Source organism: Acinetobacter sp. 766875 (assembly GCF_000582055.1).
Taxonomy (GTDB): domain Bacteria; phylum Pseudomonadota; class Gammaproteobacteria; order Pseudomonadales; family Moraxellaceae; genus Acinetobacter; species Acinetobacter nosocomialis.
The window spans coordinates 161,180-184,357 of the sequence record NZ_JEXX01000007.1 but is presented as its reverse complement, the minus strand read 5'-3'; the positions used below and the strand labels follow the sequence as shown (position 1 = coordinate 184,357).

The 23,178-nt window shown below is 41.1% G+C and carries 20 protein-coding genes; 10 read left to right on the top strand and 10 right to left on the bottom strand.

The genetic code is table 11. The annotated features are described in order from the left end of the window. The first annotated feature begins 131 nt into the window (after positions 1-131). Both J576_RS09045 and J576_RS09040 read left to right on the top strand, forming a co-directional pair. Positions 132-1,421 carry a hypothetical protein gene (locus J576_RS09045; RefSeq protein ID WP_002053727.1) on the top strand — a complete coding sequence of 430 codons (1,290 nt, stop codon included), beginning with the start codon at positions 132-134 and terminating at the stop codon, positions 1,419-1,421. 78 nt (positions 1,422-1,499) lie between these two features. Then, the gene (locus tag J576_RS09040; protein ID WP_025467997.1) at positions 1,500-2,231 is read left to right on the top strand and encodes a sulfite exporter TauE/SafE family protein; all 732 of its coding nucleotides are present in this window, start codon (positions 1,500-1,502) and stop codon (positions 2,229-2,231) included. Positions 2,232-2,240: 9 nt separating this feature from the next. On the opposite strand, the gene J576_RS09035 is transcribed toward J576_RS09040, so the two are convergent. The 4 genes from J576_RS09035 to J576_RS09020 form a co-directional block, all read right to left on the bottom strand. Continuing rightward, positions 2,241-3,131, bottom strand: a complete 891-nt coding sequence (locus J576_RS09035) for a LysR family transcriptional regulator (RefSeq protein WP_002054046.1) — start codon at positions 3,129-3,131, stop codon at positions 2,241-2,243. A gap of 79 nt (positions 3,132-3,210) precedes the next feature. Then, positions 3,211-4,506, bottom strand: coding sequence for a solute carrier family 23 protein (locus J576_RS09030; RefSeq protein ID WP_002054015.1), 1,296 nt, complete (start codon positions 4,504-4,506; stop codon positions 3,211-3,213). Positions 4,507-4,805: 299 nt separating this feature from the next. Next, positions 4,806-7,490 (bottom strand): phosphoenolpyruvate carboxylase, encoded by a 2,685-nt coding sequence (gene ppc / locus J576_RS09025; protein ID WP_002054002.1) that lies wholly within the window; start codon positions 7,488-7,490, stop codon positions 4,806-4,808. Positions 7,491-7,660: 170 nt separating this feature from the next. Beyond that, entirely contained in the window at positions 7,661-8,284 is a 624-nt protein-coding gene (locus J576_RS09020) for a TetR/AcrR family transcriptional regulator (protein ID WP_033855559.1), read from the bottom strand. A gap of 148 nt (positions 8,285-8,432) precedes the next feature. On the opposite strand from J576_RS09020, the gene J576_RS09015 reads away from it, so the two are divergent. The 4 genes from J576_RS09015 to dnaJ all read left to right on the top strand — a co-directional run bounded on the left by J576_RS09015 (position 8,433) and on the right by dnaJ (position 14,395). Further along, entirely contained in the window at positions 8,433-9,539 is a 1,107-nt protein-coding gene (locus J576_RS09015; protein WP_025467998.1) for an efflux RND transporter periplasmic adaptor subunit, read from the top strand. After that, positions 9,536-12,661 carry an efflux RND transporter permease subunit gene (locus J576_RS09010; RefSeq protein ID WP_004711308.1) on the top strand — a complete coding sequence of 1,042 codons (3,126 nt, stop codon included), beginning with the start codon at positions 9,536-9,538 and terminating at the stop codon, positions 12,659-12,661. The genes J576_RS09015 and J576_RS09010 overlap by 4 nt, the downstream gene beginning before the upstream one ends. A gap of 139 nt (positions 12,662-12,800) precedes the next feature. Continuing rightward, positions 12,801-13,178 (top strand): hypothetical protein, encoded by a 378-nt coding sequence (locus tag J576_RS09005; protein WP_002053984.1) that lies wholly within the window; start codon positions 12,801-12,803, stop codon positions 13,176-13,178. 104 nt (positions 13,179-13,282) lie between these two features. Continuing rightward, the gene (gene dnaJ / locus J576_RS09000; RefSeq protein ID WP_001119029.1) at positions 13,283-14,395 is read left to right on the top strand and encodes a molecular chaperone DnaJ; all 1,113 of its coding nucleotides are present in this window, start codon (positions 13,283-13,285) and stop codon (positions 14,393-14,395) included. 114 nt (positions 14,396-14,509) lie between these two features. On the opposite strand, the gene J576_RS08995 is transcribed toward dnaJ, so the two are convergent. Next, positions 14,510-14,875, bottom strand: coding sequence for a hypothetical protein (locus tag J576_RS08995; RefSeq protein WP_002053985.1), 366 nt, complete (start codon positions 14,873-14,875; stop codon positions 14,510-14,512). Positions 14,876-15,059: 184 nt separating this feature from the next. Between J576_RS08995 and dapB the strand changes: the two genes are divergently transcribed. Both dapB and J576_RS08985 read left to right on the top strand, forming a co-directional pair. Then, positions 15,060-15,881 (top strand): 4-hydroxy-tetrahydrodipicolinate reductase, encoded by an 822-nt coding sequence (gene dapB, locus J576_RS08990; protein WP_002053870.1) that lies wholly within the window; start codon positions 15,060-15,062, stop codon positions 15,879-15,881. Between the two features lie 51 nt (positions 15,882-15,932). Then, on the top strand, positions 15,933-16,586 hold the full coding sequence (locus J576_RS08985) for an START domain-containing protein (RefSeq protein WP_002054056.1): 654 nt from the start codon (positions 15,933-15,935) through the stop codon (positions 16,584-16,586). Positions 16,587-16,626: 40 nt separating this feature from the next. Here the strand turns inward: J576_RS08985 and J576_RS08980 are convergent, their stop codons facing one another. Both J576_RS08980 and dkgB read right to left on the bottom strand, forming a co-directional pair. After that, entirely contained in the window at positions 16,627-17,817 is a 1,191-nt protein-coding gene (locus J576_RS08980; protein ID WP_002054027.1) for an MFS transporter, read from the bottom strand. Positions 17,818-17,821: 4 nt separating this feature from the next. Beyond that, positions 17,822-18,625 carry a 2,5-didehydrogluconate reductase DkgB gene (gene dkgB / locus J576_RS08975; RefSeq protein ID WP_002054051.1) on the bottom strand — a complete coding sequence of 268 codons (804 nt, stop codon included), beginning with the start codon at positions 18,623-18,625 and terminating at the stop codon, positions 17,822-17,824. Positions 18,626-18,745: 120 nt separating this feature from the next. Between dkgB and J576_RS08970 the strand changes: the two genes are divergently transcribed. Then, complete coding sequence (locus J576_RS08970; protein ID WP_002053880.1) at positions 18,746-19,648, top strand: LysR family transcriptional regulator; 903 nt, start codon at positions 18,746-18,748, stop codon at positions 19,646-19,648. Here J576_RS08970 and J576_RS08965 read toward each other — a convergent pair. Continuing rightward, positions 19,632-20,006 (bottom strand): hypothetical protein, encoded by a 375-nt coding sequence (locus J576_RS08965; protein WP_002054073.1) that lies wholly within the window; start codon positions 20,004-20,006, stop codon positions 19,632-19,634. The genes J576_RS08970 and J576_RS08965 overlap by 17 nt on opposite strands. Positions 20,007-20,096: 90 nt before the next feature. Between J576_RS08965 and J576_RS08960 the strand changes: the two genes are divergently transcribed. Next, entirely contained in the window at positions 20,097-21,521 is a 1,425-nt protein-coding gene (locus J576_RS08960; protein ID WP_002054053.1) for an aminotransferase-like domain-containing protein, read from the top strand. 2 nt (positions 21,522-21,523) lie between these two features. On the opposite strand, the gene ahr is transcribed toward J576_RS08960, so the two are convergent. Both ahr and J576_RS08950 read right to left on the bottom strand, forming a co-directional pair. Next, positions 21,524-22,552 carry an NADPH-dependent aldehyde reductase Ahr gene (gene ahr / locus J576_RS08955; protein ID WP_002053758.1) on the bottom strand — a complete coding sequence of 343 codons (1,029 nt, stop codon included), beginning with the start codon at positions 22,550-22,552 and terminating at the stop codon, positions 21,524-21,526. 38 nt (positions 22,553-22,590) lie between these two features. Beyond that, the gene (locus tag J576_RS08950; RefSeq protein ID WP_002053872.1) at positions 22,591-23,151 is read right to left on the bottom strand and encodes a DNA-3-methyladenine glycosylase I; all 561 of its coding nucleotides are present in this window, start codon (positions 23,149-23,151) and stop codon (positions 22,591-22,593) included. Positions 23,152-23,178: the final 27 nt, after the last annotated feature.

Below are 23,178 nucleotides of genomic sequence, written 5' to 3'. Positions count from 1 at the left end.
CGAAATAACATGACATATTTTCTGCGCGAACTTAGGTAGTCATTTTTCCATCTCGACTACTGTTTCACCTTGCACTATGATCAAAAATAACTTTTGATCTCGCTTAGGATTTATTTTTAGAGGCACTACTCATGTCATTGCTACGCCGTTGGTTTGACCCTATCCGATCGAGCTGGTTTTACCAAAAGCCTTCTCGTCAAGCGGTGTTACCCACGGAAAATGGTTTAAGTATTTATTTACGACTTGATGATGTGTATAGCTATCTGGCTGTTCAGCAATTGTCTCAGCTAGATGAAATTTTAAGTGATGAGCTTAAACCTTTAAAAATTATTATTTCTCATACATCTTCTGAACCTCCGAACAGCATGACGCAAGAGGAGTGGCAGCATTATTGTTTAAATGATGCCAAGATTTTAGCAAATCAGCATCGTTTTGCTTTTGATGAGTTCCCAGAAATCCCAAGCCAAGAAGCTTTAAAACAAGCCGCTGTCATACTAAAAAGAACCCCATTACAAGGTCAGAACTTCTTCCATTTACTTGAAGATATCTTTCACATGCTTTGGCAACAGCAATATGGAAAGTTACGTACTTTACATGCCATGGCGGTGAAGCATCAGATACCACAGCATTTTCCAGAACGTATTTTTACAGATGAACCTGTACAGGCAGCGTACTTTGAATTTGGTGGACGTAAATATCACGCAGTGGATGATTTATTACGTCTAACTCGTCGTTTAAAACAACAAAAGTTACTGACAGGTATTCCAATTTTTTTAATTAATCATATCGAATGGCGTGAACATTTGATTAATGATGCTGAAGCACTCAATGAAATTCAGGCTCTTCATCCTGAGCTTGATGTATTTATCGCTTTAGAAGACCCGATGAGCTGGTTGCTGCTTGCTTATATTAAAGAAGAGCTCGCAGACTATTATGATATTCAGCTAAAAGTTTATCCGCTGAGTTATCGAGGCCGAGACTGGTTTGACTGGAGCTTGGCAACGCGAGTTTCTAAACGTACAGAGGTTGCTTTTACACCTTTTTGCCGCCCTACAGAAGAAAGTACACTTGAGATGGCGAAACTTTTCTATAGTGTGCCGGAAAATCAGCAACTTGATACAATTTTTACTATTTTGCAGGCCGTTTGGACGAAAGGAAAAGATCCCTCTTTCCAGAAGCATTTCCAACAGTTACAGCAACAACTTGGCATTGAGCATTTAACCGAACAGGATGTACCGTCTGTTTTGGAGCAAAATGATGCGCTTTGCAAGAATAAACATCAGCCTGATTTACCAGTTTTAGAGTTGCGTATTGATGGGCAAAGTTATGTATTTAATAGCTTGTATCGGGTTTGGATGATTGAAAGCATTTTTAGCAATGTTTTAGAAGAAAAATATAAAACAGCCTCAACTTCTAATTGAGGCCTACTCCAAAAAACAAGAATAGGGCAAAACCTGTTTTTTCCGTAGCATAACCATGTAGGGAATCGGAGATAAACAGTGACATTTCTAGCTATTATTATGATGGTATTTGTCTTTGCTGGCATGATCAAAGGCATGATTGGCCTAGGTTTGCCCGCAGTATCAATGGGTTTACTCACCATCGCAATGAGCCCTTTTCAGGCAGCATCCCTACTCATTGTTCCTTCAATGGTAACTAATGTCTGGCAGCTTTTTGCAGAGGGGCATGTTTGGACTTTTATTCGCCGTTTCTGGACTTTGCTCGTAGGTATTGTGGTCGGTTCAATATGGAGCTTTTTACCGACTTTAAGTCAAAGCCATGGGCATAGTAGTGAGGTTTTATTAGGAAGTATGTTGGCCTTATATGGGCTTTATGGATTATGCGTTAAGAAACTTCCAAACTTAGGGAAATATGAGCGCTGGTTATCGCCGATTATTGGATATATTGGTGGGGCAGTCACCGTAGCCACAGGCGTCATTATTATTCCTATCGTGCCATATTTACAGTCTTTACATTTAAAACGTGACGAGCTAGTTCAGGCTTTGGGATTAACGTTTACCGTCTCTACCATTTGTCTTGCAGTCTTTTTACACCATAACCCGATGTCGGGAGTAACACTGGACTATCGTTTATCTTTTGCTGCTTTGTTGGCGGCACTCGTTGGAATGTGGATCGGTAAAAAAATTCGTTATCGACTCAATGAGCAGTTATTTCGCCGTATCTTTTTTATAGGTTTAGTATCATTAGGGCTTTATATGATTTCGCACTAAGCCAAATTTCTAAGGGCGATGTTCTAATAGAAAATCTGCAAATTGCTTATAACTACTAGACAGCTGACTGAAATTTTGTGTTGCCAAAAGTAGTTTTCGGTTTGCCCATGCGCCGAGTAATTGGATGGAATGAAAATCATAGTCCGATAGCAGGCGCTGCGCCGCACGGGCAGGCATAATCGCAATACCCACGCCTTTGGCAACGACTTCAGCAATTGCGCTAAAGTTAGGTAAGCGCAAACGGTACTGTATGTTAAAGCCTAATAATTTCGCTTGAGTTTCAATGGACTGTTGCAAAGAGTGGTGGGCTTTAAGGCCAATAAAACCATAGCTTAAAGCCTCTACCAAATTTAGCTTTTGATATTGAGCTAACTCATGTGTAGCAGGACAAATCAAAACTAAAGGATCACTCGCAAATTCTTTCGTTTGCAAATGTCGAGTATCAAAAAAGCTTGAGACCAAACCAAGGCTCGCAATTCCTTGGGTTAATGCATCTACAATTTCCGAACTTTCTGCTTCGTGCAAATCGATATTCATTTCAGGATGAAGCACTAAGTATTGTGGTAATAACGGAGGCAAATATTCGCTTTGAGCAGAAGAGTTACACCAAAGTGTTAAAGCTTGAGTTGTAGAGGACTTAAAGCGCTGCATTTCTTGTTCGAGTTGATCTTTTTGAGCTAAAAGCTGACGAGCATGCTCTACAAATGCATGTCCAGCTGTGGTGAGTTCTACGCCTGTGGTTTGGCGAATAAATAAGGGTGTTTCAAAATACTGTTCGAGTTTTTTTATACGCTCACTCGCTGCTTGAAGAGAAATAGCAGAGCGGTCAGCACCTTTGGTTAGGCTACCAGTCGAGACAATATGAAGGACCAGCTGTAAATCAAAAAAATCAAAACGCATGATAGGAACGTATTGAAACGCAAAAATTCATCATACTAAATCGGAATGAAAAAAGGCAGCTTACGCTGCCTTTTTGAATTTAAGTTTTATCTTTTAAACTAAACAACCAGTTTAAAATAATGGCTGCAAAAGTTGCGGTACCGATACCACCTAAATTGAAATTACCGAACAATAATTCAAAGTTACCAGCACCTAAAATAATTGTTACTGAAGCAACAATCAGGTTTTTATTGTTAGAAAAATCAACTTTGTTTTCGATCCAGATTTTTGCACCAGCAATAGTAATTAAACCAAATACCACAATAGATGCACCTGTGAGGACTGCACTTGGAATAGTGCTAATGACAGCACCAAATTTTGGGGATAGCCCTAAGAAAATAGCGAAGATACCTGCAATCACAAATACAATCGTTGAGTACACACGAGTAACCGCCATCACACCAATGTTTTCACCGTAAGTGGTCATGCCAGGTGCGCCAACACTACCAGAAAGTGTAGTCGCTAAACCATCTGCAACAAATGCTTTGCCTAATTGTGGCGTCAGGTTTTCACCTGTCATAGCGCCTACTGCTTTGATATGGCCTAAGTTTTCTGCCACTAAAATCAGTGCAACTGGTGCAATAATTAAAATAGCCTTGGTATCAAAATTAGGATGTGAAAAGCTTGGAATACCGAACCACGAAGCTTGTGAGATCTGGCTAAAATCGATTGGTTTACCTAAACCTAACCCATTAGTCGTAATGGCATAAATTGCATAAGCCAAAATCAAACCAACTAATAGAAGTAAACGTTGTAATAAACCACGCGTAAAGACCGCAATACTGCCCATACAAAGTACGGTAATTAAAGCCATCCACATTTCAAAGGGTTGGCCTGCAACACCTTTAATGGTGACAGGCGCAAGGTTTAGACCAATAATCATCACGATTGCGCCAGTCACCACAGGTGGCATAAGTTTTTCAATCCAGCGTGTACCAGTAAGCATCACAATAAAACCGATGAGTGCGTAAAAGATACCGCAGGCTACGATTCCGCCTAACGCAATTGAAAGATTTGGATTGGCCCCTGAACCTGTGATATGTCCCGTAGCTGCTGCAACAACACCAATAAAGGCAAAACTTGATCCTAAATAACTTGGAACACGTCCACCTGTAATTAAGAAGAACAGGATGGTACAGATACCAGACATTAAAATAGCAAGGTTAGGATTAAAGCCCATGAGTAATGGTGCTAAAACGGTGGCTCCGAACATGGCAAATGCATGTTGGATGCCTAAAATGGCACTTTGAACTGGGGGGAGATATTCATTGGTAGAGACCGGTCGATGGTCAACATCACCTTGGTAAGGCTGCCATTTTGGAAACCAGTTGGACATAAAATGAGCTCGTTATTCTTTAATTGGTGCAATGATACTCTTTCTTGGGAATGCATTTAATCTCTAGAGAGCAGTATGTGAGTGAAAAGTAATTATTTTTTTAACGATTGGTATAATTTAAAGAATTCTAAATATAAGGAATTAGTTATTTTTTTATTATAAAAATTAATTTTATGATTTTTAAAAAATATTTAAAAAAATAAAAAATCGTGGAAAATTTATAAAAAATGGGGAACTTTGCAAGTAAAAAGCAGCACATCACCGATGTACTGCCTTGTCAAACAATTGGTAAAAACAGCTTAGCCCGTATTACGTAAACCAGCAGCAATACCTGCAATACTCACCATCAGTGCATGGTCAACAGGGGTATGTTCTGCCTGACGCTCCGCGAGATAATCACGGCGGCGTTTCATGAGTTCAGCTTGTAAAAGATGCAAAGGAAGTAAATATGGTTTACGGACCTGCATAGATTGATCCAGAACCTCGTTATTGCTAAGAAGCTTTGATTCATCTTTCAATTTAAGTAACGTTTCAACAGCATCTTTTAAGCGCTGACGTAATTGGTTACCGAGCACTTTTAAATCTTCATCTTCAGTTAAATGAGACTCGTAGTAGAGTGCAATGTTGGCATCGGCTTTAGACAATACCATTTCCAACATATCAATGAGCGTTTGGAAATAAGGCCATTGCTGGAGCATTTCATCAAGTGTTGCTTTTTGCTGATCGGCAATTACTTCATTAATGGCAGCGCCTGTACCTAACCATGCTGGTAACATCAAACGGATTTGAGTCCATGCGAATACCCATGGGATGGCACGTAAAGACTCGATGCCACCACTCACTTTACGTTTTGCCGGACGCGAGCCTAGTGGCAACATTTGTAACTCAAGCTCAGGCGTGACAGTCCGTAAATACTTCACAAAATGTGGGTTTTCACGCACTGTTTGGCGATAAACCTTCACAGAATGATCTGTCATACGGTTCATGAGTTCACGCCATTCGGCTTTAGGCTCTGGTGGTGGCAACAATGTCGCTTCAAGTGTTGCTGCGGTATAGATTTCAAGGTTTTGCATCGCAATACCTTCTAGACCGAATTTGAAGCGGATCATTTCACCTTGTTCTGTCACACGAATTGCGCCAGAAATTGAACCTGGCGGCTGTGAGAATAGTGCCTGTTGGGTTGGAGCACCACCACGGCTAATTGAGCCGCCACGACCGTGGAACAGAGTCAACTGTACGCCGTGTTTACGAGCAATTGCAGTCAGCTCTTCTTGAGCACGGTATTGGGCCCAGTTAGCAGACATGAAGCCAGCATCTTTTGCTGAGTCCGAGTAGCCGATCATAACTTCGTGTTTGCCCTGAATGTGCTGCTTATACCAATGCATATTGAACAGCGTATTCATGGTAGTTGCAGCGCCATCTAAATCTTTTAAAGTTTCAAATAGAGGCACCACACGTAAAGGGTGCTGAATACCTGCTTCTTTTTGCAATAACAATACAGCTAAAACATCACTTGGATATTCAGCCATCGAAATAATATAAGCCCCTAACGACTCAGGCGGTTGATCAGCCAAAGTACGCATAGTTGCAAATACTTCTTGGACATCTGGGTGGCCAATTAAACTCCCTTCCGGTTCATTAATATATTTCGGTAGCAACGGACGTTTGCTTTGGAGTTCCTGAATCAGGAAGTTTTGACGGGCTTGTTCAGTCCATGACTCAAAATTACCCAAACCTAAGTATTCGGTAATGGCTGAAATGGCTTGGCGATGACGGCCTGATTCTTGGCGAATATCAAGTTTAAGTAGTTCAATACCAAAACAGTTCACACGGTAGATAAAGTCGAGAAGTTGACCATTTGCGATTTCAGGCAGATTACTATCAATTAAAGAGCGATAGCACAGCAATAATGGTTGTAATAGCTCATCTTTACTTTTAATGACATTGCTGTCATCTGCTTCTAAGCCTTGTAGACGCTGAGCTAACCAATGACGAGTTGCTTTTAAACGCTCTCGTGTTGCACGTAAATACTCACGATAAGGCTCTGGATGAGGACTACCAATCGCTTGAATCATCTCTTCAGAACAAGCCTGAATTGATAGTTCCCAACGTAAGTTTTCAATATCTCTTAGGTAAAGGTCGGCAGCTTGCCAACGTGATAACCATAAAACTTCTTGGGTAATTTGATGAGTAACGTTCGGGTTACCATCACGGTCGCCGCCCATCCAAGATGCGAAGCGGACTGGTGCAATATTGAGTGGTAAGTTTTGTTGGCAATTGTCTTGAACTAACTCATTTAATTCACGAATAAACTTAGGTACGGCGTTCCAAAGCGTTTGCTCAATGGTTGCAAAGCCCCATTTTGCTTCATCGACAGGAGTCGGGCGGTGCTGTCTGATTTCATCTGTCTGCCAAGCTGAACTAATTTGTTGTTTTAAGTTGGCAAGAGCATTTTGACGTTCGCGTGGAGTAAGTTTTTGCTGATCGAGTTGTGAAAGACAAGCATTAATATCGTCATATTTTTGAATGAGGGTACGACGGCTTACTTCGGTTGGGTGTGCTGTAAGTACCAATTCGATCTTAAGATCACAAATTTGCTGGAATAGTTTTTCTGTCGAAATACTTTTATCTTTAAACTTTTGAAATAAGTGAACAAGTGGATTTGGAGAATTAGCCTCCGAATCAAACTCTGCCTGTCTGCGGCTACGTACCACATGATATTGCTCGGCAATATTGGCAAAATTCAGAAAATGAGAGAAAGCGCGGGTAAGAGGTAATAGCTCTTCATCGGGCAGTTCTAAAAATAATTGTTCTAATTGCTTTTCGGCTTCAGCTTGACCATCACGTGCACCTTTGGCAAGAGCACGGATTTGCTCGATCTGATTAAACAGTTCTTGTCCTGCATGTTGTTTTAGGGTTTCACCTAACAAATTGCCAAGTAAGCGGACATCCTCACGCAGTGGTGCATCGATTTGCTGAACCATGCTATTTTCTCCTGTTCTTATTCTTATCGAATATAGCGCGATTAACGAACATTCCAAGCTTTGAGCGTAAGAAAATGTGAATTTTTGCTTAAAAAATAACATTTAAATCACTTATAACGCTTCAAAAGATGGCATGCACCTGATGCAAATTTTGGCAATCGGACTTTGGTTTAATTCCGATATTTGAGGAAAAATAAGTCAAGAGCATCTCGAATAATCTGATTTAGTTCTTGAGCATTGGGTACAGTAATAATTCCAAGTAAAACCTTATGGTGGCGTACACCAAGCAATAAAGTTAAAAGAAGTTCTGTTTGATAAATCGGATCATCGGAGTGAATAAAGCCTAATTCGGCTGCCTTTTGGAAGAACGCAGCTAACTCATTTTGCAGTCGAGTATGAGATGCCGTAAAAAATTGTTCAGCTAATGGGCTTTGTTCCGCTGCGAGTTCAAATAATACATGTTCAAGTTTTAGTGCCTCAGGTGAATAAATAAATTGTAAGGCGCGTGAACACACAATAAACAGTGCTTGATAAAAGTCTACGGATGCATCTAATTCAAATTGTTTAGTGCCGAGTGTCTCTTCACATGTTTCTGTAATCGCACAGATAAATAGATTGGCTTTATCTTGAAAGTGGTTATAAACCGTAAGTTTGGTAACGCCTGCTTCCTGCGCAATCTGGTTCATGCTGGTACCGTGATAACCAGATTTTAAAAAAATAGCTTTAGCGGCTTGTAGGATACGAGCACGCTTTTCTAGATCTTTGGGGCGACCACTTTGATTAACTGTTTGCACAAAACCCTCTAATAAAAGATTAAAAAAATAAATATTTATAAGTTTTTTTTAATTAATGTACCCATGGGTATATTAATTAAAAAACAAACAAACTATGATGCAAGCATATTGTGCCTTAAAAAATCAGTTTGAATAAGAGCGATAAGATATGAATCTGTTAAAACCTCTCATCATGAGTATGGTGATTGTTTGCACGGTCACATTAATGGGGTGTAGTAAAGAGGCGCCCAAAACAGAAGAAATACCCTACGTGATGGTAACGCAGCCTTCAACCACACTAAACGAATTAAAAAGCTATGCAGGAGATGTACAGGCTCGACAACAAACGGCCTTGGCATTTCGAGTAGGTGGACAAGTTACGGCTCGCTATGTCGATGTAGGTGACCGAGTTAAAGTTGGTCAAGTATTAGCGAAACTCGATGTAGCAGATGCACAGTTACAATTAAATGCGGCCAAAGCTCAATTACAAAATGCACAGGCAGCAGCGAAAACAGCATCAGATGAACTTAAACGTTTCCAACAATTATTACCTGTAAATGCAGTTAGCCGTTCACAATTTGATACGGTAAAAAATCAATACGACGCAGCGCAAGCAGCGTTACAACAAGCTCGCTCTAACTATGAAGTTTCTGCAAATCAAACTGGTTATAACCAACTTATTTCTAATAAAAACGGAGTGATTACCGCGCGTAATATTGAAATTGGACAAGTCGTTTCAGCAGGACAAGCAGCTTATCAATTGGCTATTGATGGTGAACGTGAAGTAGTTATAGGCGTACCAGAACAAGCAGTTACCGAGATCAAGGTTGGTCAAGCAGCTTGGATTACCTTGTGGTCTAAACCGAATGAAAAATTTGCCGGATATGTACGTGAAGTTTCTCCAGCGGCTGACCAGTCTCGTACTTTTACAGTCAAAGTAGCACTCAAAGAAGGCCAATCTGCTATTCAGCTTGGACAAAGTGCTCGGGTATTTTTTAGCTCGACTCAAACCAATGTGATGAGTGTGCCACTTTCGAGTGTTTCTGCCACAGATAATCAGCCCTATGTATGGGTCGTAAATGCAAATCAAACTTTACGCAAAGTACCTGTAACCGTGGGAGCTTATGGCCGAGACAGTGTGCCTATATTAACGGGGTTAACACCAAATGATTGGGTTGTGATTGGTGGTGTCCATTTACTACATGATAAGCAGAAGATCCATCCGATTGACCGTGAAAACCGCGCGGTGAAAATTCAGGGGGCAACAAAGCCATGAAATTCAATCTCTCGGAATGGGCACTGAACAATAAAGGTATCGTCCTTTATTTTATGTTGTTGCTTGCCATTATCGGTGCAATTTCCTATTCCAAATTATCTCAAAGTGAAGATCCGCCATTTACCTTTAAAGTGATGGTTGTCAAAACATTCTGGCCTGGAGCGACTGCCAAAGAAGTTTCAACGTTAGTGACTGATCGTATTGAAAAGGAACTGATGACAACTGGGCAGTATGAAAAGATTATGGCCTACTCCCGTCCAGGTGAGTCGATGGTTACATTTGTTGCTAAGGACTCGCTCACTTCTGCACAAATTCCTGATGTTTGGTACAACGTTCGTAAAAAGGTTAATGACATTCGTACTGAACTGCCAAGTGGTGTACAAGGTCCTTTTTTCAATGATGAGTTCGGGGATACTTTCGGTAATATTTATGTACTGACAGGCAAAGACTTTGACTATGCACTTCTCAAAGAATATGCAGATCGTTTGCAATTACAACTACAAAGAGTCAAGGATGTTAGTAAAGTTGAATTGATTGGCTTACAAGATCAAAAAATCTGGATTGAGATTTCAAATACAAAAGCAGTCCAACTCGGTATTCCTCTTTCTGCAATTCAAGAAGCCTTACAAAAGCAAAATAGTATGGCAAGCGCAGGTTTCTTTGAAACCGGTACAGACCGTATTCAAATACGTGTAAGTGGGCATTTAAACAGCGTTGATGAAATTAAAAAAATTCCTTTATTAGTCGGCAATAAAACCATCCAGCTTGGTGATGTTGCTGATGTCTACCGTGGTTTTAGTCAACCGGCTCAGCCACGTATGCGTTTTATGGGGGAAAATGGTATTGGTCTCGCCGTGTCTATGCGTAAAGGCGGGGATATTATTGCCTTGGGCAAAAATCTAGAGTCCGAATTTGCCCAGCTCCAAAAAACCTTACCTTTAGGCATGAAACTACAGAAGGTATCTGATCAACCTGTAGCAGTACAACGTAGTATTCATGAATTTGTAAAAGTACTCGCTGAAGCAATCATTATTGTCTTGTTAGTAAGCTTTTTCTCTTTAGGTTTCCGTACCGGATTGGTAGTCGCTTTTTCCATTCCTTTAGTTTTAGCAATGACTTTTGCCGGCATGAATGTATTCGATGTCGGGTTACATAAAATTTCTCTCGGTGCTCTGATTTTAGCTTTAGGTCTACTGGTTGATGACGCCATTATTGCAGTCGAGATGATGGCAATTAAGATGGAACAGGGCTATAGCCGAATTAAGGCTGCTGGATTTGCATGGAAAACAACGGCCTTTCCAATGCTGACAGGAACATTGATTACCGCGGCAGGTTTTTTACCTATCGCTACGGCACAGTCCAGTACGGGTGAATATACACGTTCAATCTTTCAGGTGGTGACGATTGCCTTATTGGTGTCTTGGGTTGCCGCAGTTTTATTTGTACCTTATTTGGGTGAAAAACTACTGCCTGATTTTACCAAGACTGGGCATCAAGCACCTTGGTATGTTCGTTTATGGGCAAGATTAACGAAAAAACCACAACCACAAACGATCGAGATTTCACAGGACCATCATTACGATCCTTATCAATCTAGTTTCTATTTACGTTTTAGGAAAATGGTTGAGTTTTGTGTGACCTATCGTAAGACTGTAATTGCAACGACGGTCGGGATTTTCGTGCTGTCTGTACTGATGTTTAAAATGGTTCCTCAGCAGTTTTTCCCGCCATCAAACCGTACCGAAATTTTAGTTGATCTAAAACTTGAAGAAGGCGCTTCTTTAACTGCTACAGAACAAGCGGTGAAAAAGGTTGAACAGTTCCTGTCTAAACAAAAAGGTATTGATAACTATGTGGCCTATGTGGGTACAGGCTCACCACGTTTTTATTTACCGTTAGACCAGCAATTACCACAAGCGAGCTTTGCACAGTTTGTTGTTTTAGCGACCTCACTTGATGACCGTGATGAAATTCGTCGCTCGCTAGAAACTCAAATTAAACAGTTGCTCCCACAAGTTCGTACCCGTGTGTCATTACTGGAAAATGGTCCGCCTGTAGGTTATCCATTGCAGTATCGTGTGTCAGGTGAAGATCTCAATCTGGTACGTAAAGAAGCACAGCAGGTTGCGAAGGTGATTGGTGAAAACCCAAATACTACCAATGTACATTTGGACTGGGGTGAGCCGAGCAAAATCATTGCGATTCAGATTGATCAAGATCGTGCTCGACAAATGGGTGTCTCAAGTGTGGATTTGGCAAACTTCCTGAATGCTTCAATTACAGGTAGTGCGATTGAACAGTATCGTGAAAAGCGTGAACTCATTGAAATCCGTTTACGTGGTGATCAAGCTGAGCGTGTTGAAGTCGCTTCACTGGCAAGTTTAGCGGTCCCAACAGCCAATGGAACGACAGTACCGTTAGCCCAGATTGCGAAAATTGAATATAAGTTTGAGGATGGCCTGATCTGGCATCGTAACCGCTTACCAACAATTACCGTACGTGCAGATATTCGTACCAAATTGCAGCCAGCGACTGTTGTTGGCGAGTTAGCCGAATCAATGGATAAGTTACGTGCTGAGTTACCAAGTGGTTACCTCATTGAAGTGGGGGGAACTGTCGAAGAGTCAGCACGAGGACAAAGTTCGGTCAATGCTGGTATGCCACTATTTTTGGCAGTGGTCATGACATTACTCATGATTCAGCTTAAGAGTCTATCGAGAGCAACTATTGTATTTTTGACTGCACCATTAGGCTTAATAGGAGTAGTTCTGTTCTTACTTTTATTTAATAAGCCATTTGGTTTTGTGGCTATGCTGGGAACCATTGCTTTATCCGGAATGATTATGCGTAACTCGCTCATTTTGATTGATCAGATTGAACAAGACCGGCAAGCAGGGCATCCAACATGGGAAGCGATTATTGACGCAACCGTACGCCGTTTCCGTCCAATTATTCTGACAGCCTTGGCAGCGGTATTAGCAATGATCCCACTTTCACGAAGTATTTTCTTCGGTCCAATGGCCGTTGCAATTATGGGTGGGCTGATTGTAGCCACCTTGCTGACATTATTTTTCCTGCCTGCATTGTATGCTGCGTGGTTTAAGGTGAAAAAAACAGCATAAAATACATAAATTTTTTGTGAATAAAGGTGCGAAATATTGAAAACTCCAATATAGTAGCACCTGTCTTTACACAAAAAATACAGGATTATTTCACTGCATAAAAAATAGGCACAGTGCAGTGAATTGAGGTGAAATACAGATGGGGCAAGACCATATCGAACAGCATCGCCGTTATATTGTGATTTCTTATGCGTTCATGTTTCTTGCATTGTTTACGGTTATTTTTGCGGCCTTTGCTTATCTGGTCGCTCGTAAAGTAGCTGTTGTGGATGATGCGGAAGTTTGGATTCATGCTCATGCGCTCTGGATTATGCGCAATGGTATTCTATTCCTCTTCATGTCAGTTTTTGCTGTTGTTTGGTTTATTCCTCTTTTCTTTTTTGCATGGAACAGTAACCTTTGGGTAACGGCATCAACAGTTGCTGGTGTTGTTTTTAGCGCTATTGCTTGGTTATTTTTATTAAATGCATGGTTAAAAGGCTTGTCTAAATATTTAAAAAATAAGGCAGTTTTTTAATATATCTGTTTTTTGAAAGTTTTCCCCTTGTAAATTCGGCTAAAGCCCCCCATTTAGTCGGCAATAGAGTATTGATAAAATTTCCGTGAGGAGCACCGCCAAACATGGCTAAACGTGATTATTATGAGGTTTTAGGCGTTTCAAAAACCGCAAGTGATGATGAGATCAAAAAAGCCTATCGTAAATTGGCGATGAAATATCATCCTGACAGAAACCCTGACAATGCCGAGGCTGAAGAAAAATTTAAAGAAGCTTCAGAAGCTTATGAGATTTTATCGGACAGCGAAAAACGCAGCATGTATGACCGTATGGGACATAATGCGTTTGAAGGTGGCTTTGGTGGCGCTGGTGGTGGCTTTGGCGGTTTCAGTGCAGAAGATATTTTTAGCCAGTTCGGTGATATCTTTGGTGGAGCGTTTGGTGGCGGTGGACGTCAGCAACGCCAACGTCGCGGTTCAGATTTACGCTATGTAATGGAACTTACCCTTGAGGAAGCTGTAAAAGGGGTTAAGAAAACAATTACCTTTACTGCTCCGGCACCATGTGACGTGTGTGATGGTAAAGGCTCTAAAAATCCAAAAGATGTAGAAACTTGTAAAACTTGTCATGGTTCAGGACAAGTGCGTATGCAGCAAGGTTTCTTCTCTGTACAACAAACTTGCGGCACATGTCGTGGCCAAGGCAAAATTATTAAGAACCCATGCCATGCATGTCATGGTTCAGGTGTAGCTGATCGTCAGCAAACATTAGAAGTCACTATTCCAGCGGGTGTCGACAACGGTGACCGCGTTCGTTTAAGTGGTAAAGGCGAGGCGATCCGTGATGGTCAAGCTGGTGACTTATACGTTGAAGTGGTGGTTCGTGAACACGAAATTTTCCAACGTGATGGCGCCGATTTATATATGGACGTACCAGTAAGCATTGCGGATGCTGCACTTGGTAAAGAAATTGAAATTCCAACGTTGGAAGGTCGCGTTAGCTTGAAGATTCCTGAGGGAACTCAAACAGGTAAATTATTCCGTTTACGTGGTAAAGGTGTGCGCCCTGTACGTAGCAGTATGGTGGGTGATTTACTTTGCCGTATCGTGGTAGAAACACCAGTCAACTTAACCTCTCGTCAACGTGAATTGCTTAAAGAATTACAAGCATCTTTCGATGGCGAAGACAGTGCCTCTTCACCAAAGAAAAAATCATTCTTTGATCGCTTATTCGATTAATGATTGATTAGATCAGAAATTAAAAAGAAGGCGGATATTCAAAAAATATCCGCCTTTTTATTGCGCTGATTTATCTTATTATTGTTATTCTGCTTAAAAGAAAATGACTAGCGATTACTCTGTAGGATGAGCGACATCAATATCGTCAACACTTACAATAAGTTCGTTTGATGCAACTGGAGCTACTACAGCCTCGACAGTAGCTTGAGTCACTGGATGTACAGCTACTTTTACTGCTTCTACTTCTGCGGTTTTTTCTTCAATGATCAGGTCGATATCCTCGACTTTAACTTCAGCATTAGTATTGCTTGCCACACTTGTTTGAGGTGTAGGTGTTGCTGCCTGAGAATTTACATTTGTGGTAACGCGTGCTTTAGATAAGCTTTCTAGTGTGTCCCCAGGTTGGATTGCAGGCTCTGCAAATGCCATTGAACTCATCATCCCCATAATGGCTATTAAGCCCATAATTTTCGAATGCATGCTGAACTCCTTATAGTCATCTTTTTTTCATTCGTGGCTCAGTAGTGTGCAGATCAATTCTTTAACTTTTGTGAAAACTGTTTAAATTTCGGTTCATCTTAAAAAATATTTTTTACTTTTTATTGTGAGCAAAGAGTTTTGATATAGTAAGCCAATTACGTAAAACACAAGATTGGGAAGGATTATGTCAGCAGCTCCACGCATTGGTATTTTGGGTGCAGGCGGCCGTATGGGTCGTATACTTATTCAGGCAGTTCAACAAGCAGGTTATCAATTGGGAGCTGCTGTTGTACGCCCAGAAAGTACTTTAATCGGTGCTGATGCTGGTGAACTTGCAGGAATTGGTTCAATTGGAGTGAAGCTTACCGGAAGCTTGGCTGAGGTTCTTAAAGACTGTGACGTTGTAATTGACTTTTCGACTCCTGCTGCGACATCTGAGCATCTAAAGTTATGTCGTGAAGCTGGGGTAGCTATAGTGATTGGAACAACGGGTATGTCCGATGAACAAAAAGCTGAGCTTGATGAAACGGCAAAACACATACCTGTTGTATATGCGGCAAACTATTCTGTTGGCGTAAATGTATCAATCAAGTTACTTGAGCTTGCAGCAAAAGTATTTGGCGATACAGTAGATATTGAAGTGATTGAGGCTCATCACCGTCATAAAGTAGATGCACCATCTGGTACAGCACTCATGATGGGTGAGGCGATTGCTGATACTTTAGGCCGTAACTTAAAAGAAGTTGCTGTTTATGGTCGTGAAGGGCATACCGGTCCACGTGATCGTCAAACCATTGGTTTTGAGACCATCCGTGGTGGCGATATTGTTGGTGAACATACTGTCATGTTTATTGGTGAGGGTGAGCGCGTTGAAGTGACTCATAAAGCCACTAACCGTATGAACTTTGCTGCTGGTGCAGTACGTGCTGCTGCATGGGTTGTAGGTCGTGAAGCGCACAAATACGATATGAAAGATGTGTTAGGGTTGAACGACGTACAGGTGTAAACCATCTGTACACGTCCTATATGTGGCGAGAAAAACAAGATAGAGCAGAACATGAATAAAAAACAAATTGCTTTAACCACTCTTCTTTGCTTAAGCAGCCTCTGTGCAGGGGCTGCCTCTACAGACAAGGCTAAACTCAGTCTAGACCGTAATCATATTAAAGTCTGGACCTATCAAAAGGCCGATAATCCAGTCTTTCAATACAAAGCTGAAACAACCTTTGATGTACCCATTGAGCGTGCTGTTGCGGTAATTTTAGATGTAAATCGCGCAGCGCAATGGGTTCCTTATATGGGTAAAGTTGAAATGCTCTCTCAAGATGAGAAGAAGGGTGAATTTACTTTATATATGGTATTAGATTTTCCTTTTCCCCTAAAAGATCGCGATGTAGTTGTTAAAGGAAAAATGAGTAAAGCCGCTAATGGTGTTATTACGATTAAGAACACAGCGATTAATAGTAATTATCCGACTCAACCCGATGTGGTTCGTTTAACCCGTTATGAAGGTGAATGGACGTTCCAGAAATTAGCGAATAACAAAGTTAAAGTAACCACGAGTGGCTACGCTGACCCAGCTGGTTCAATTCCTTTAAGTTTCGTAAATATGTTTGTTCAGCAGCAACCATATCAGATGCTGCTTAAAATGAAGCGGGAAGTAATGAACCCGATTTATGAGCAACCTAAATTACCCGATATTTTAAAATAAGTAAGTGAAAAAAAGCGCCTGATCTCAGGCGCTTTTTTTATTAATCTGAACACTGTTGCAAAGCTTGTGTCGGGCTGCTTTCACGTTTGATTTGGAATAGAACCAATAACAAACCTAACCCCGCCAATAATGCACCAGCAAATGATACTGCGCTATAACCCCAACCTAAATCGAGTACTAACGCACCTGCTGCGGCACCGACTGCATTACCTAGGTTAAACGCACCGATATTTACTGAAGAGGCAAGCCCTGGAGCTTCGTGAGCCACTGACATGACACGCATTTGTAAGGGTGGTACTAAAGCAAAGGTTGCTGCACCCCATATCACCAACGCAATGGCTGCTCCAATCTGGCTTTGAGCAAGAATTGGGAAAGTCACCATCATCACAATCAACAGTACCAGGAAACCAATCAGAGTTTTGTTGATGGACAAATCTGCAAAACGGCCACCTAAATGGTTACCAATCGAGAAACCGACACCAATCAACACTAACATGAACGTAATGAAGGTTGGTGAAGCATGGGTAAACTCAGTCAAACTTGGCGCTATATAGGTATAGAGCGTAAACATTGCTCCTGCACCAAGTACGGTGGTGAGTAATGCAAGCACCACAGGAGTACGCGTTAATACCTTCAACTCGGCCTTTACATTAGGTTTTTGGGCAACCATACCTTGCGGTAGTGCTTTCCATAAAGCGAGCATAGTAATGATGCCGAGCACGGAGATTGCAAGGAAAGACATACGCCAGCCAATATTTTGCCCAACCCATGTTGCCAAAGGCACACCACCAATATTGGCAATGGTTAAACCCATAAACATGGTTGCTACAGCACTGGCTTGTTTGTGCGCAGGTACAATACTCGCTGCTACAACAGAGCCAATCCCGAAAAAGGCGCCGTGGTTCAGGCTTGTAATGAGACGTGCACCTAATAAGCTCATATAGCTTGGTGAAAACGCTGCAATCAGGTTACCCACCGTAAAGATCGCCATCAAAAAAATAAGCGCATTACGTCGTGCAAAACCACCAAACCATAGGGTCATGAAGGGGGCACCGAGCATTACGCCAAGTGCATAGCCTGTAATTAACATTCCGGCTGTTGGAATTGAAATACCTAAATCATGAGCGATATTCGGTAGCAATCCCATTGGAGAAAATTCCGTGGTACCAATAGCAAAGGCACCAATTGCCAAGGCCAATAACGAGAACGCTGTATTTGATTGAGTGTTCATGAGTTTAGTCCCAAACAGGTGCCCATGGCTCTGGGCTAACTTCACGGCCATTACGGTCGAGCTCAGCAATCATTTGCATTTCAGCCGCAGTTAACTCGATATCCTGTGCTTTTAAGTTGCTAATCAGGTTTTCACGTTTAGTCGAAGATGGAATAACTGCAAAACCACGTTGCAATGCCCATGCCAGTGCAATTTGTGCTGTTGACGCTTTATTTGCTGCCGCAATTTCAGCTAAAACAGGGTCGTGAAGCACTTTGCCGTATGCAAGCGTCATGTATGAAGTGACATCAATATTCTTCTCTTGTAAGAAATTTACAAGTTTATGGTTTTGAAGATAAGGACTCAGCTCAATCTGGTTCGTTGCAATATGCTCTACACCAATTGTGTCAATTGCTTGTTGGGTAAGTGCAATATTGAAGTTCGAAATACCAATTTGTTTGGTTAAGCCTTGTTGTTTTGCTTCAAGTAAAAGCTGCATGATTTCAGGAATCGAAACACCTAAGTCCGGTGCTGGCCAGTGAATCAAAGTTAAATCGACATGTTCAGTACGAAGCTTTTGTAAGCTCTCTTTTAAGCTTGGAATAAACTTCTCTTGGGCAAAATTATCTACCCAGATTTTTGTAGTTAAAAATAAGTCCTGACGTGATACGCCACTTTCAGCAATCGCTTGACCAATTGCAGCTTCATTTTCATAAATTTGAGCAGTATCAATTGCACGATAACCGACATCTAGCGCATTTTTAACAGAATCAATCACAGCTTGTTCTTTAAGGCGGAAAGTTCCTAGACCAAAACGTGGGATATTCATGTATTCACCTGAAATTAAATAATTGTTTAACTTGAGGTGCATTTTGCTTTTTTTATTGTTGCGAAAAAATAGATGAATAAGCAAAATATCTTTGAAGTTTAGTCAATAATAGAATAAACCATGAAATCAACAATTGAAGAACTTATTGCCTTTATCACAATTGTTGATACAGGTTCATTTGTGGCGGCAGCAGAACATTTAAAGCAAACACCTTCAGGGGTGAGTCGATCTTTAACACGTTTGGAAGCGAAGTTAGATGTGACGTTGTTAGAACGAACAACGCGTAAACTAAAACTCACTCAAGAAGGGCAACAGTTCCTTACGAAGGCTCGAAAAATTTTAAATGAACTGAATGCGGCCGAAGAAGAACTACAAAAGTCTGATCAGGGGACTGCTGGCCTTATTCGTGTTGATTCCGCTACACCGTTTGTTTTGCACGTGATTGCACCATTAATGCATAAGTTCCGTGAGTGTTATCCCGATATTGAAATCGAGTTAAATAGTAATGATCAGGTGATTGACTTACTTCAGCATAAAACCGATGTCGCATTTCGATTTGGGGAGCTTAATGACTCTAGTCTGCACGCCAAATTGGTATGTAAGAGCCGTTTATATATTGTGGCAAGTCCTGACTATCTAGCTTTTAAGGGAACACCAACACAACCTGAAGAACTTAAGCAGCATGATTTGATTGGTTTTACCAGACCGACATATATCAATAGCTGGCCAATTAAAATCGGTGACGAATATTTTTTCGCACAAGCAAACATTAAAGCTTCTAGTGGTGAGACTGTGCGCCAGCTGACGATTAGAGGACATGGTATTGCACGGCTATCTGAATTTGAAATTTGGAAAGATATGGAAGAAGGGAGATTGATTGCATTATTTGAAGATCAAATTGAACATCAATATCAAAGCATCCATGCTGTGTATTATCAACAAGAGCATCTACCAAAACGAATACGCTTATTTATTGAGTTTTTGGCAGAACAGTTAAAAGATGGTTTTAAAACCTGTCTCTAAAAGTTCCATAGATATCACTTGGAAAATGAACTTCTAAAATGGGAATTGTTTGTCCTTCTGCTGAATGTTGGAAAAGAAAATAGCTTTTTTGCTGGTCTCGGCAGCTAAAATATAAGTTCGAATAAACTGAATTCATCATGACAACTTCATTTGAGCTATTTCGTTTATATTGATAATGAGAAATCTCACTGGTCTCGTCATCAGTTCGCTGTTCCATTTTGTAGTCTTGTTGGTTGGTCATTTTTAAATAACCTTCAATCAAACTTTGGCAAACCGTGTGTCTGTGCTGCTCATTTTTGGGCTGTGGTTGGCAACCTGCTAAAACAATAGTAAATAACAATATAGCTTTTAATTTCATTGGTTTGCTATTCTCTGAGTTGATTTTCATAGCCTAAAGGTGTTCTATAAACCAGTACAGATACAGAAATTTTTAAAAAAGCAGCACAGAATGACTTTCCAATATCAGGTTCTTGCCAATCAGTTAGCACACCGTATTTATCAAGATGAACTGAAACCTCATCAGAAGCTTATTTCCTTACGAGATTTTGCCCGTCAACAAGGTATTAGTTTAAGTACAGCAAAAAGTTGCTATGAATTACTTGAGGCGAGGGGACTCATTTATGTAAAGCCGAAGTCAGGTTATTTTGTGGTTGCTCGCACCCCATCTAGCCCTATTCCGGATAGTCCGGATTTCTTATCTTTGCCTCGGCATGTCTCAAATCTGGAGTTGCATAACCAAATTCAGGAAGCTGCCTTACAAAGTCATCTTGTACCTTTGGGATCGATTCAGTTAACGCCCCACTTTATTCCTGTAGAAGGTTTACGTCGTTCTATTCAACGTGCTTTAAAAAATTGTCAGCCTCAAGATTTTCTTTATTGTAATAAACAAGGCCATGAACAATTAAGAAAAGCGCTAACCGATCATTGGCGTGAAGATGGTATTTACATCGCTCCGGAAGATATTTTTATTACCAATGGCTGTATGCCTGCATTGTCTTTAGTGATTCAGAAACTCACTGAAGTGGGTGATAGTATTCTTATTCCTACACCTACCTACAATGGTCATTTACAGTTATTAGCAAGTTTAAAACGTCAAATTGTTGAGATTCCGGCAGATCATCGTGGCATTGATCTTGAGCGCTTAGAATCCTTAATGCAGCAAGGTTTAGCAAAAGTTTGCTTAATGACAGCCAATTATCAAAATCCATTGGGATATTGTTTTAGTAATGCAGAGAAACAGAAGATTGCTGAATTAGCTGCAAAGTATCAGTGTTTTATTATTGAAGACGATATTTTTGGTGAATGTGGCTACAGTAGTGAGCGACCATTACCCATTCGATATTGGGACCGCGAAGGTTATGTGGTTTGGTGTGGTTCGGTTTCTAAGTCTTTGTCGAGTGCGTATCGAGTAGGATGGTTTTGTTTAACAACAAAGCTAGAACATTTAAAACTTGAACTGCTGGTAAGTAATATTGGCGTGAATACACCCTTGCAGTTAGGTCTAGCTGATTTTATTTATAGTCGTGGTTATCGAGAGCATTTAGAGCAGTTAAGACCAAATTTAATGCGACAAGTCGAAGAATACCGTAGCTGTATTTTAAAAGCTTTTGAAGGTATACCAATTGCATTGAGCCAGCCCGAAGGCGGATATGCATTATGGATACAGTTACCTAAGAGTGTAGATAGTTTAGCGCTCTATTACACTGCCCAAGCTCAGGGAATTACGGTGGTACCGGGTCATGTTTTTGGTGAGGATGAACGCTATCGACATTTCATTCGTTTAAACGCAGGCCATGAGTTAACTGCCGATGTCCGCCAAGCAATTATGAGCTTGGCAGACTGGTCGCGACAACAGATGAAAACGGTGAGTTAGTTTTATTCTGCAAAGTCTGCCTTAAGCACAATGCGATAGCGTGCCTGACCTGAGTGTAGACGTTCAATTGCTTCATTGAGCTGTGACATTGGAAATAGCTCAATTTGAGGTGCGATTTTTTTGCGTGCGGCAAACTTTAAAAGTTGGCGTAGAGCAGCAGGTGAACCAGTAGGTGAGCCTGTTACTGATTTGGCACCATCAATAAGTGAGCCGACAGAAACAGGAACAGGTTCTAAAGTCAGCCCTAAGAAGTGCAACGAACCGTTTGGTGCTAACGTAGAAATAAAAGCTCGCCAATTTAAAGTCACATTTACGGTACTCAGCAATAAATCAAATTTACCTTTTTGAGCTTTTACCGCTTCTGTATCGCGGCTATTTACTACATGGTCGGCTCCCATTGCTTTGAGTTCTTCGGTTTTATCTGGGTTAGAACTAAAAGCAGTGATTTCACAGCCCCAAGCTTTGAGTAGCTTAATGGCGATATGACCTAAACCGCCAATACCAATCACACCCACATGATGCGTTGCTTGTATTTTGTGTTTGAGGAGTGGGTCAAAAACGGTAATTCCGCCGCAAAGTAGGGGCCCAGCACTTTCAGCGTCTAAATCATCTGGAAGGGGAATGGCCCATTGCCAGCCTGCACGAACTTTATCGGCAAAGCCACCCGCATGTCCCACGATTGTTGCGACATTTTCGCCCGTACAAAGTACTTGCTGACCACCAATACATTCATCACACGCTTGGCAACTTTCAGCGGTCCAGCCAATACCAACACGTTGCCCAATTTGTAGACCTTTGGCTTTTGAACCCAAAGCTACAATTCTTCCAATAATTTCATGGCCTGCAACTACGGGGTAGACGGTTGAGCGCCACTCATTGTTCAGAACTGAAATATCAGAATGACACAAACCACAGTATTCAACTTTTACTTCAACCTGATGCGGTTGTAATTCACCTGCATCAAATTGGTAAGGAACCAGTTTTTCACCTGCCTGCATTGCTGCATAAGCCTGAATCGTATTATTGCTCATCGGAAACTCCTTAAGCGGATTTGAACCGTTCTGGTGGGTTATGAAGCTTTAAATTGACAATCGTTTTCATGATCATTGACCATACCCACTGCCTGCATAAACGCATAGCAGGTGGTTGGACCAACAAATTTGAAACCATTTTTTTTAAGCGTTTTAGATAGCTTTACACTGAGCTCAGTTTGAGCAGGGGCCTTACGATAATCTATAACATCATTGTGCTGAGGAGTGGTATCTACAAACTGCCAAAGCCATTTAGAAACATCACCAACTTGGGCTTTGAGGGCTTGCCATGCAATCGCATTATCGCGAATGGCTTTGAGTTTACCTAAGTGACGGATTAAGCCTGCATCGGACAGTTTTGTTTCTAAAAAGTCATCTGTAAATGCGGCAATGTCAGCAATAGAATGATTAAAAAAGTGCTGGCGGTAGCTTTCTCTTTTTTTGAGTACGGTAATCCACGATAAGCCAGCTTGTTGGCCTTCAAGACAAAGCATTTCAAATAGTCGAGCTTCGTCGTGTTCTGGTTTGCCCCATTCTTCATCATGGTAAGCAATATAAAGTGGATCATCGGAACACCATCCGCAGCGTTGAATTTTCATGATGATGCTCCTTATATTTATCTTGGT